This window comes from Beijerinckia mobilis (genome assembly GCF_000745425.1).
GTDB lineage: Bacteria > Pseudomonadota > Alphaproteobacteria > Rhizobiales > Beijerinckiaceae > Beijerinckia > Beijerinckia mobilis.
The window spans coordinates 42,209-54,117 of sequence record NZ_JQJH01000012.1 but is presented as its reverse complement, the minus strand read 5'-3'; the positions used below and the strand labels follow the sequence as shown (position 1 = coordinate 54,117).

Below are 11,909 nucleotides of genomic sequence, written 5' to 3'. Positions count from 1 at the left end.
GCGGCTCAGAGCCATTCCTTCTGATTGCCCGGGAGATGGGCGTATTGATCCCACGGCGACAGGCGAGAGACGCAATAGGCGACAATGAGATTGACGGCGAGCGCCGTCAGCCCATTGTAAATGCCGAAATTGGCATAGCCGAATAATTTGGTAAGCGGCGTCCAGGCGGTTGCGCCCCAGGAAAGCCAGGTGCCGAGCGCCATCCCGAGGCTCCAGCCCGCGAGCAGGCCCGTACCGTTGAAGCGCCTGGAGAAAAGGCCGCAGACGATTGCCGGGAAAATCTGGATCATCCAGATGCCGCCGAGCAATTGCAGGTCGAGCGCGAATTTGGTCGGCATGAAAAGGATGACGAAAAGCGCGCCGACCTTGACGAGCAGGGAGGTGAATTTTGCCAGCGCAGCTTCATCGCGTGTTGAAATGGCCGGTTGGAATAAGGGTTTCCATAGATTGCGGGTGAATGTATTGGCAGCGCCGATTGACATGATGGCGGCAGGAACCAGAGCGCCAATCGCGATGCTCGCAAAGGCAAAACCGGCGAACCAGTCTGGAAACATCGTCAAGAACAGTTGCGGCACGGCATCTTGCGGATCCTGTGTCCTGATACCAGCTGCGTGAGCCATGTAGCCCATGAGGGCGATGAGGACGAGCGCGACGGAATAGGCGGGCAGGGTGATGGCATTGGTACGGATCGCCTTGCCGCCCGAGGCGGAGAGAATGCCGGTGAGCGCATGGGGATACATGAACAAAGCCATGGCGGAGCCGATGGCGAGCGTGATGAAGGGCATGATCTGACCCGGCGTGAGCATGATGCCCGCCACGATCTTGCCTTGGGAGATCACCATCTTTTCGGTGAAGACCGATTGCGCCGCGTCGAAGATCGCGCCATAGCCGCCGAGCCTGGCCGGTATGATGATGATCGCAGCGATGACCACCACATAGATCATGAGATCCTTGACGAAGGCGATCATCGCCGGCGCGCGCAGGCCGCTCTTGTAAGTATAGAGAGCCAGCAAGAGAAAGGCGATGCCGAGGGGCATATGGCCCATGAAGCCTTCGGCGGAAAAACCCAGTGCCTTGATGACCTTTTCCATGCCGATCAATTGCAGGGCGATATAGGGCATGGTCGCCAGAATGCCGGTGAAGGCGACTGCGCCTTCGAGCCACCGATTGTTGAAACGGCCATAGACGTAATCGCCGGCGGTGAGATAGCCGTGTTTGTGTGTTTCGCTCCAGAGTTTAGGGAATACGACATAAAGAAGCGGATAGATCAGGATCGTATAGGGAATAGCGAAAAAGCCGTAGGCGCCGATTGCATAGACAACCGATGGCACGGCGATGACCGTATAGGCCGTATAAAGATCGCCGCCGATCAGGAACCAGGAGATCCAGGGGCCAAAGCGCCGACCGCCAAGCCCCCATTCATGCAGATCGTCGAGATCGGCGCGTTTCCAATGGGCAGCGATGAAACCGAGCACACTGACAAACAGAAAGAAGCCGACGAAAACCGCCGCGGCCGGTTTATTCAGGGCGTCGATCATCGCTGCGCCCCCTGTCGTAAAGATAAAGGCACAAGGAGCCGAACGGGATCAGCAGCAAGAGATACCAATAGAAAACGGGAAAACCGGCCAAACGTGGCTCGATCCGGTTATAGAGCGGAACGGCGATAGCGAGCAGACTGGGCCCGAGGATGAAAATGAGAAACTTCATGATTGCCGTGCTCTGCCATCGGTCGTGGGACGGACCGGTGGAACGCTCTCACATTTCGCGATCACATTGAAAATATGAGACTTCAAAAATTCGATAAAGAGGCCAGCCGCCACTTTACCGATCTTGGTATAAGAGATGAAAGGTCGGCTGCTCAAGAGACATTTTGCATCTGTTCCGGCGGCAGCTTGAGAAAAAGAGACACCTTTTCTAAAACAACCCCATTCCAAAGGGGCCGTGGTCGCGCAGGCGCGCGCTAAAGCCCTGATCCTTCCACATCGGCGTTCTTCATTTCGAAGCCGTCGGCGCGCAAGTCGATTTTCGATCTTTGCGCATCAAAGGCCAGCCCATGGGTGAGACGGCACAAATATTCTCTCATCGGATCATCATGCAGGAGGATCTTCCCGCCATAGAAGGACCGCCAGCTTGGACATTCGAATATTGCGATTTGCGCAATCTCAATTTCGAGGACATGGATCTCACCAATGTCCGCTTCATTCACTGCCGCATTTATCGGTGCAGTTTCTCTCGCGGTGTTTTTGGCGCGGCCTATGCCTATGCGGCCTTTATCGATTGCGGTTTCTACAATGCCCGCTGGCATCGGGACGAACGCCGCAATGCCGTGATCGAGGCGCTCTATAATCTGACGTTGACATACACACGCCAATCTGCTGTCGACGCCTTTTTCGAATTATTGCCGACTCTGCGTGATCCGCTGGATCCTTATGACATGTGCGGTGCCGCGGCGCGACGCCTCGAGATCTATGACGAGTTCAAGGCGATCCTTGCATTGACACTCGGGTGATGATGCCGGAGCCGCAATGGCGTTATACGAGGTAGGCGCTGCAATGCGGTCGCGGCGGCCAGGTCTCGATGAGTCATGCTCATTGTGACCAGGTATCAGAGACAGGAACGGACATTTGAAGCTTGATACGGTTCTTGCACGCATACCGGCCTGGTATGAATCCGGCTTATGCATTCACCTGCAATCGGCGCCCGGCCGCGGCAAATCGACGACGATTGAGGCGGTCCCGGAACTGCTCGCCAGCCGCTATCCTGACAAGGCTTTTGGCATTGTCATCATCAATGGCGGCAGCCTGACGATTGCCGATGCGACGGGTTATCTTGTCCCGGTGACACGGGACGGCAGCTCCTATTCCGAATTCACGCGGCCGTTCTGGTGGATGACGGCCGAAAACAAACCTCTTGAGGCCTATGATGGTGGCATTGTCTTCGTGGATGAGGAAGACAAGCTTGATGTCGATGTCAAAAAGATACTGGGTGAAGGCGCGCTTTCGGGTCGCCTCGGCTCTCACAGAATTCCGCCCGGCTGGCGGATCTGGACGGCTGGCAACAGGCAGAGAGATCGCTCAGGCTCAACCCGCCGTCTCGATCATCTGATCAACCGCCGGATGGAAATCGAGATCACCGACGATATCGAGAGCTGGATCCATTGGGCCGTACAAAACAATGTCTCCGCCGAGGCGATAGCCTTTACCAAGCTCAATCCGACAATCGTCTTTGCGAGCGAGGTGCCGGAAGTGCAGGGACCCTGGTGCACGCCACGCTCGCTGGTGCTTGCCGATCGTTTCATGCAGGCTTTGGCGGGTCCTGACGGTGCCGCGCCGATTGAGGATCCTGATCTCGCGATAGAAGTCGCGGGCCTCATCGGTGTCGCGGCTCAGCGACAATTCTTCGCGATGATCGCGACGCGCCTCAAACTGCCCGCGCTAGAGGATATATTGGAGGCTCCGGAAAAGGCTTTGCTGCCGCAAAAGATCGACGAGCAGATGCTGGTCGCCTTCTTTCTGGCCGCGCGGGCGGAGCGTGACACGATTGGCCAGATTATCCGCTACATCGAACGTCTGCCCGTTGATATGGCCATGGCCTTTGGTAAAGCCGCGTTCAAACGCGCTCCAGTGCTCATCGCCAACAAGGAGGTCATGGCCTGGACCAAAAGGAATGCCGGCATGATCAACCTGTTGCAATATGGGCGATGAGGCGGGGATGACTATACCCACGGCGCTAGACCGGGAAGAGGCCAGAGAGTTGTTGCTGGAGGAGACTGCGCGGGAAGAGTATGGTTTGCCGTTCGTTCCGCTCAGCGAAGAACAGCGGAAGGCGTGGGAAGAAACACGCGCTGCCTTTTTGTGGCGCTGTCCAGCCTTTTCTCATGTTCTTTACACGTTGATGAGCACGATTGACAATGAGCTCGCCTATTTCACGGATCACGTTCCAATCGCTGGCACAGACGGCTTTTCACTCTTCCTCAATCCGCGAACATTTCTGACGCTGCCGCTTGCTGAACGCGAATTTTTGATGGCGCATCTGGTCGCCCATTGCATTCTCGACCATCTCCATCTCGGGACACTTCTGCGGCGTTCGGGCCAGGTCATCTATGCCGATGGTCTGGTTTTGGCGCTCGACCATATCATGCTGGCTCTGGCGCAGGATTTCATCGTCAACGATATGCTTGTTTCCGCGCAGATCGGTACCTTGCCGGAGGTCGCCGTGGGACGCCATGAGCCGAGTTTCGGCAAGGCGACGGAAAGCTCAATCGATGTCTATCGTAAATTGCATGTAGCGTCGGAGCCCTCGCCTGGCGGTGATCTCGACAGTCATCTCGAAGCTGGTGAAGGCACGCCGAAACGCTGGCGTAATCGCAAGGCCGTCGATGCCGACGGAGAAAAAAATCAGGCGGCCTGGTCTGCGGCCATAGCGGAAGCAGCTGAAATCGAGCGTCTGCAGGGACGCCATGGCGGCGCGTTATCGCGTTTCCTTGGTCAAATTCTCGTTCCGAAAGTGCATTGGCGCGACAAAATTGCCGCCTTTTTCGCGCGGGAAACGGGGCGTAGCCGTTATTCCTGGCGTAAACTCGACAGACATATGATCATCCGCGGGATTGGCGCTCCGGCCCGTATCGGCGAAGGGGCCAATCTGATTATCATTGGTGTTGATTCCTCGGGCTCGATCACGGAACCAAGCCTGCGCCTGTTTCTTTCCGAAATCAGCGGCATTCTCGATAGCCTCGCTCCGAGAAGACTTTTGCTTCTGTGGTGTGATGCCGTGTTGCAGCGCGTGGATGATCTCGAAGTGGCTGAACAATTGTTGACGATCCGGAGCCTTGGTGCGCCGGGCGGCGGAGGGACGCGTTTTACGCCGGTTTTCGATTATCTCGCTGAGCAGGAGCTATGCCCTGACGCGCTCATCTATCTGACCGATGGCGATGGAGAATTTCCGCCGGACGCTCCGGATTATCCGGTCTTGTGGGGATGTATCGCCGACGACCGAAGCTTTCCCTTCGGCGAAGTGGTGCGGCTGACTCTCTAAGGATAGGGCTACCATCTTAATAGTGCGCCTCGTCCAATGGTTCCATCAACTCTTAAACTGTCCCGATGTCATCAAAGTGGCCTTATTCCTTAAATACGACAAGGGAAGATACGCGCTCTCGCCGCGTTTTCTATGGAGCGTCTTATTTCAGTGCCGTGATAATCGATCGGCAAATAATTGGTCAATTGTATCACGCTGATCCCTGAGCTGAGCATTCAGCCTGTTATCTTCATCAAGCTTTTGAAGAATCAATCGAGCTTCTTGGATCAATCGAATGTCGCCGTTTATTCCGCCGACCTTCAACAGGGATGTGACGAGATCACTTTGGGTTTCTAGTTCATTGGAAACCTCGGAAATACGTTTACGATTAATCTCAAGTGCTTGTTCGTAAGCTTCGCGGGCGCCTTGCCGATCGCCAGTCTCCATTTTCACGTCGCCGATCCGGTTCGCGCTCAGCACCATATCGCGTTTCCACGGCAGGGAACGGCTGTCGAGATTGACGAGCTTACGTGTCATTTCCAGACTTGCATTGTAAGCATTGAGAGCACCTTGCGTATCGGCGGCAGCACGTTTTACATCGCCAATCATCGCAAGACTGAGCGAGACATCACGTCGCCTGGCAGGGCTATCTGGATCTAACTCGACTATTCTGCGGCAGATATCGTGATGTTCCTGATACGCGTCGAGAGCACCCTGAACATCGCCATGCTCTTTCTTTAATGATCCGATCTTTTTGAGGGTAAGCTGGATATCATGGTGTAAGTCCACATTATCGGGATTTTCTGTGGAAAGCCTGCGTGTAATTGTGAGGCTCGACTGATAGGCCTCAAGAGCTGCCTCTCTATTGCCTTTCGTCTGTTCGATCATTCCCATGATAAACGAACCTACGGCGATGTCGCGCTCCCATTCCCTATTATCTGGTGTCTCGCGGGAAAGTTTTTGCGTGATCGAGAGGCCCGTCTGGCATGCTTCTAATGCACCCTGCGAATCTCTGAGAGCAAGTTTGTTCATACCGATCTTGATGAGACTCACAGCGATATCGCGTTGCCATTCTTGATTGAAGGGATCAGAATCGGCAAGTTTCTTGGAAAGATCCAGACTCGCATGATAGACATCAGCGGCACCTTGAAAATCTTCCATTTCTGCTTTTGTATTTCCAATCATGATGAGACTTACAACAACATCATGTTGCCATTCTTTATTGATCATATCCAGCTTCACAAGCGCATGACCAATCGCAAGACTAGCTTGATAGGCGTTTAATGCTTCTTTCCAGCGTGCATTTGTGAATTCATGATTGCCTTTGGTAATAAATTCGATCCAGGCCTCATGTTGCTCCTGGGGAGCTTTAAACGATAAATCGATGGAAGAAGCGCCAGGAACGATATCCTGCCGGAGTGCTTCGGTTGCGGTGATCGGCCTCATTTGCTCTGCAGCTTTGGCATGATCATCGACTGCAAAGACAGCGAGCAATAACGAAGTCAAGAGTAATGCAGATCGCAAGCTCTGTCTTTCTGGATGAATTACGACGTGTCGTTTAAAGGGCCATACCGAGGAGTTCGTTGGGAGCTCGCCGATCGGCTTTATCGCGTTTGTGTAAAATCCGACCATTGTTGGGATCTCCCTTGCTTTTTTGATACTGCTTTGCGGACGTCTTGTAATTATACTTTTGCTTTACGTCGGGAAAAAGCATATTTGTAAATTTTAGTGCCGTCAGTGCATACAAAATACATGGTATCGGCTTCTAATGAGCATCATAAGAGGTGGTTTAATTATTATAGCGCCACACTTTCAAAAATATCACCAACACTTTCCTGAATGCATAGATTTAATAAAAAAGCTATAAGGCTAGATTGATGTATATCATCAATATGAAAACGAAAAACGTTCGTGTATCGTATATGAAATCGGGTTTTTGTTTGCTTTGATGAAAAGAAACTTAAAGTTGGTGTTTGAATAGCCTCCGCTTACTTTTGAATCGTGCTGAAATTAGGCCGCTTTGTTTTTTTCCTTGAATTTATAGGGATTGGTAGATCCAGTAATAGTGGAGTTCTGCATTTTCATGGCATGCCGAATACAAACGCATCGTACAAGCGCGGTGAAATTGATGACGCCCTCTACGGTTTCGAGAAATTCATCATTTAATTTTGTGAGCAACTTTCCGAGAGATATGTTCTCTTGTACCGCTATGTCTTCCAACATATCCCAAAAAAGATTTTCCAGCCGGATTGAGGTCACATGACATCCAATACGTATGGACCGTGTTTGGACCGCGTAGGAGGTGGAGTCGAGCTCACTGAAAAGCTTGCACATTGATATTTCTCGCGTCGAACGGGCAGCCGATACAGCCATTGCGTATATGCAATGTGCTGACAAATAGCTGTGTATATCAAAGTATTGTCATTTTAGCTCAAACGCTTTGCGATCGAAGGTACCTGACTATGCATCCTCTACTCCAGATGCGGGTCGTGGAAACCTCTGAAGGCGCCTCAGCTAACAAAAATACCCCGAATTTTATCCTTTTTGCTTTTTACTATGCGTTGCTTTTGAAGTGTGCACGTGTTTTTCGTTATGGGTAACGTCAAGGCCGTACGTTTGCAGGCGGCGATAGAGCGTACTGCGTGCAATACCCAATGCGTTTGCGGCGTGGCTTATGTTCCCACGAAATTGGTCAAGTACATTTTCGATATAAATTTTGTCGTGAGATCTCAGATCTTTCAATTCATCCTTCGACGGCTTGGGCTCGACCCGTCCTATTTCTCGATCTGAAGCGTTTTCTGGTATCGAATTTGGTTCTGGTCGATTGTATTGTTGATAATGATCGAGGAGACTCGGTGACAACCAGCTTCTGCCTATAGTCGTCGTGTCGCACAAAAGCAGGGCGCTTTCGACAATATTGCGCAGCTCTCGAATGTTCCCTGGCCATGCGTAAGTTTGAAATATGTCCAAGACATCGGGGGTGAAGTGTCGCGAGCCCAGTTCGTGCTTCTTTGTAAGGGTGGCAAGAAAATGTTTGGCGAGAAGGACAGCGTCTCCTGGACGACGCCTTAGTGGTGGTACTTTTAACGTTGAGACATTCAGACGATACAACAGATCACGCCGAAAGCGCCCAGCCTCAACTTCCGCAGCAAGATCGCGATTCGTCATTGCGATGAGTCTGACTTTGATCGGTCTTGGTGTGGCATCACCAACGCGATAGACCGCCTGTTCTTCCAGAACGCGCAAAAGATAAGGTTGTAGATCCAGAGGAAGCTCGCCGATTTCATCGAGACACAGCGTTCCATTATGAGCGCGCTCAAAGCGTCCGAGCGTGCCTGTGGATAGAGCGCCCGTGAACGCTCCTTTCACATATCCGAACAATTCTGTGGCAATCAATTCTCTTGACACAGCTCCACAATTGAATGTGACGAACGGGCCGTGTGCACATGGACTGGCATCGTGGATTGCGCGCGCAAACAATTCTTTCCCGACACCAGTCTCACCTTCAATCAATACGGGGGCATGATAGGCAGCGAGTCGTTTGGCGCGATAGATGACATCGGCCATAGACGCGCAACCGGTTGCGATCGGTTCAAAGGCTTTCGACTGCTTTTGTGATAGGGCGGGTCGGGGAGAATTAGACGGGGTAATGACGATGGCGCCAATTAGAGCACCTTCATGCTGAACCTGAATCACATTGTCCGCTTCGATGCCCTGTTTGCGAACATCCGTTAGATCAAAGCTTCTGCCATCTGGGCTAAGTTCCAGAAAAGCAGCGCTTTCTGTAGGGGATGTTCCAAGCAGCTCCGCATAACCTGAACGCGTAGCGAGCAGGCGAGAAGCGCGTTCATCTGCCCGCAAAATCCGGCCAAAGCGGTTTAAAATAATTAAGCCATCTCCATCTGAGCTCTTACTATATTTCGAACTATACTCAACAAGATGGCGATGCTCGATTTCGAATTGCAGTTTGAGAGCTTCCTCAATTCGCCGAGCAACCATGACAATAAAGGCTAGATTATGCCGTTGATAGGTGCTTTTCTGGCCAGAAATATCGACGAGACCGAGGATTTCTCCTGTAAGAGGATTTCTCACAGGGCAACCGACACAGGTCCAGTTTTTCGTAAGAGAGCAGAAATGTTCCGATGCATGAATAAGGACAGGATTGTGATAGGCGAGTGTGGTACCGATACCGTTTGTACCTGCTTTGGCTTCACTCCAATCCGCACCTACAACGAGATTGATTTCTTGGCCGCGTTCCACGGTTTCTGCATTACCGACCGCACACAAGACAATGCCAGTAACATCAGTTAACACCAGCATTGAGCTATCGTTAGCAAGGAGAAAATGAACTTCTTCAAGTACAACTTTTGCCGCATTCAAAAGAATCGTGTTACGATGAAGCCGCTTCTCAAACTCCGCTTCCTCAATTATCGTTTCCGATCCAGGTCGATTAGGGTTGATACCAATCGCTACGCACCGTTCCCAAGACTTTGCAACGACATCACGCACTTGGGGACAACGAACAATACCAGATCTGTAATCCTCCCACGCTTTCGTCGTCAAGCGTTCTACGTTGGCGTCGAAAGCAACCAACGATTGGTGAGAAAGTTTTTTGGCGTCCGGTTGATCGATATGCATAACACCCAATCCTCGGAAGACATTTCCATCCCGCTTTTTCCAGGATCGTCACAAACATGATGTGGGTAATCTGTTTGATAGATTTGTCCTGGTATTTTTATAATTAATTATATCTGGAGCGCCTTGAGATTTCAATTCCGTTGTTAGGTCTCAACGTTGTGTTGCAGGGAATATATTTAGACCAGCCGATATATTCCCTGCCTTTAACGTGATGAATGGGCTTTACAGTTAGACTATTGTCTGGCTATAGTTTCTTGCTCGCCCCCTTCAGGGGGCGTATTACGTTGGGAGCATGGCCTGTGATCAATTTGATCCCTAGCGATCATGCTTAGCACCAGCTTACCAGCTTACCCGCTTCACGTTTCTATTCATGCCAAAGCTGTTCAGTTACAGGACGGCTTTCAGCATAGAATAACAATTAACTCACTTGAGTACGCCACTTGAATACCGTCGAAACGTCGCTTTGAAGTCGAACGAAAAAATATGCGGTCATGTTCCGAAGTATCATGCGCGACCAAGCTTCTCGCCTCCACCGCCTCTCGCCGGGCCCTCCGTTGGATCGAGGTAATCAGGCTTATCCACGATGAGTGTATTTGTACCAAGGATGAGCTTGGCAGACGAGACGGCATTGCGCACGGAAGTGATTGTTACTTTGACCGGATCGAGAATTCCGGCCTCAAACATATCAACGAACGTGCCTTTCCTTGCATCGAAACCGTGATTGAATGACTCGTTCAAAACCCGATCGACTGTCGATATCGGATCATGCCCGGCATTTTCCGCGATCTGTGCAAGAGGCTTTCTCATCGCCGAAAGGAAGAGATCGATTCCTGTTAGTTTCGATGGTTCTGCTGTATTTCTGAGTTTAGGAGCAATCTGGACCGATAATTGTGCCAGCGCCGTGCCGCCGCCAGCGACCACCCCCTCTTTCAATGCCGCGCGCCCGGCACAAAGCGCATCGTCAAATAGTTGCAATCGACGCCGTCGCTCGGCTGGCGTTGCTCCACCGACAAAAATTCTGACGGTCCCCAATGTCATTTTTGATAGTCGTTCTATGAGCTTGTCGCGTTCCACATTTTGGGGCGCGAGATCGAGCTGTTTGAGGATTTGTTGTCGTCTGCCCTCGATTGCCTCTCTTGTACCAGAGCCGTGTAAGATAAGTGTTTCAAATTGACTGACGACGACGCGTGCAGCTTTACCGAGTTCGTTGACGGAAGTTGATTCAAGCTTATAACCTAAATCTTTGGAAATGACTTCGCCACCAGTTAATATGGCGATATCTTCCATCATTGCCTTACGCCAGTGTCCAAATTCCGGTGGATGAACAATGACGATACGCCGTTGGTCTTTTGCGCGGAGCGCCAATAGCGAGACTATGACGCTCGGGTCGACATCTTCAGCCAAGATAAGGAGAGGGTTTCCACGCGCGTGGCACTCTTCGACCAAATGCTCGATTTGTGTGAATGTCTTGATCGCATGATCCGTAACCAGAATTGCAGCATTATCAAGAACAGCACGCATATTCGGTACATCATCGATCATATGATGTGAGACATAGCCGCGGTCAAAACAGAAGCCATCCATAACTTCGATCTTGTCGGAGAGCGTTGATGATTCTTCTGTGTCAATAATGCCATCGGCGCCGACAGCCTCTAATGCCGTAGCGGCCATCGTGCCGATACCAGATTCAGTACCTGCTACCGTTGTGATGGCGTAAAGTTCCGGTCCCTTGGTGAGTGATTTGCCATTGGCCTCCAAAGCCTCGATCATCATGTCGCCTGCCAGATCGAGTCCTTGAAGAAGGTCCATTGCACCGGCGCCACCCTTTGCCAGCAAGGCTGCACCGTCCTGAATCAAGGCGTTAGCAAGAACGACAGAGGTTGTCGTTCCGTCACCCGCAACTGCTTCCGTCTGTTTGGAAACCTGTCTGACAACTTGTGCGCCAAGATTCTCGAAGCGGCATTCGAGTTCGATTTCTTCGGCGATGCTCACGCCGTCTCTGGAAACGATCGGCGGTCCGACAGGTCGGTCTATGATCGTATTCAAGCCGCGTGGTCCAAGCGTACCGCTGACTGCCGCTGCGAGTTTGCCTACACCAATCGCCAAGGCGGCGCGCGCTTCTGCACCGTGCAACAGCAACTTCACCATCTTTCCTCCCCCAGATTTATATATTTTTACTTTATTGTTTTATTTGTTTGTTTATCCAAGAGGTCTTTTTCGACTCTCCCAGTTTCTAAATTTATGATGTCGAACGTAGC

9 protein-coding genes are annotated in these 11,909 nt (G+C 51.5%); 3 read left to right on the top strand and 6 right to left on the bottom strand.

Annotated features, from left to right (window positions below; genetic code table 11):
• Positions 1-5: 5 nt before the first annotated feature.
• Together mctP and DL88_RS10915 are read right to left on the bottom strand one after the other, a co-directional pair.
• Positions 6-1,538, bottom strand: coding sequence for a monocarboxylate uptake permease MctP (mctP, locus tag DL88_RS10920; RefSeq protein ID WP_051955889.1), 1,533 nt, complete (start codon positions 1,536-1,538; stop codon positions 6-8).
• A complete protein-coding gene (locus DL88_RS10915; RefSeq protein ID WP_034995885.1) occupies positions 1,519-1,707 on the bottom strand; it encodes a DUF3311 domain-containing protein in 189 nt (62 codons plus the stop codon). The genes mctP and DL88_RS10915 overlap by 20 nt, the downstream gene beginning before the upstream one ends.
• A 385-nt stretch (positions 1,708-2,092) precedes the next feature.
• Here DL88_RS10915 and DL88_RS10910 point away from each other — a divergent pair, with 385 nt between their 5' ends.
• The 3 genes from DL88_RS10910 to DL88_RS10900 all read left to right on the top strand — a co-directional run bounded on the left by DL88_RS10910 (position 2,093) and on the right by DL88_RS10900 (position 5,034).
• On the top strand, positions 2,093-2,509 hold the full coding sequence (locus DL88_RS10910; RefSeq protein WP_034995883.1) for a pentapeptide repeat-containing protein: 417 nt from the start codon (positions 2,093-2,095) through the stop codon (positions 2,507-2,509).
• Positions 2,510-2,624: 115 nt separating this feature from the next.
• Positions 2,625-3,704: a hypothetical protein gene (locus tag DL88_RS10905; RefSeq protein WP_034995882.1), complete on the top strand. Its 1,080-nt coding sequence runs from the start codon at positions 2,625-2,627 to the stop codon at positions 3,702-3,704.
• 7 nt (positions 3,705-3,711) lie between these two features.
• Complete coding sequence (locus DL88_RS10900; protein WP_169741563.1) at positions 3,712-5,034, top strand: vWA domain-containing protein; 1,323 nt, start codon at positions 3,712-3,714, stop codon at positions 5,032-5,034.
• A gap of 147 nt (positions 5,035-5,181) precedes the next feature.
• Here the strand turns inward: DL88_RS10900 and DL88_RS10895 are convergent, their stop codons facing one another.
• The 4 genes from DL88_RS10895 to DL88_RS10880 all read right to left on the bottom strand — a co-directional run bounded on the left by DL88_RS10895 (position 5,182) and on the right by DL88_RS10880 (position 11,799).
• Positions 5,182-6,645, bottom strand: coding sequence for a tetratricopeptide repeat protein (locus DL88_RS10895; protein ID WP_084705121.1), 1,464 nt, complete (start codon positions 6,643-6,645; stop codon positions 5,182-5,184).
• A 378-nt stretch (positions 6,646-7,023) separates the two neighbouring features.
• Entirely contained in the window at positions 7,024-7,347 is a 324-nt protein-coding gene (locus DL88_RS10890; RefSeq protein WP_084705120.1) for a ribbon-helix-helix domain-containing protein, read from the bottom strand.
• 201 nt (positions 7,348-7,548) lie between these two features.
• A complete protein-coding gene (locus DL88_RS10885) occupies positions 7,549-9,651 on the bottom strand; it encodes a sigma-54-dependent Fis family transcriptional regulator (RefSeq protein WP_084705119.1) in 2,103 nt (700 codons plus the stop codon).
• A gap of 504 nt (positions 9,652-10,155) precedes the next feature.
• Entirely contained in the window at positions 10,156-11,799 is a 1,644-nt protein-coding gene (locus DL88_RS10880) for a molecular chaperone GroEL (RefSeq protein ID WP_034995877.1), read from the bottom strand.
• Positions 11,800-11,909 lie beyond the last annotated feature (110 nt).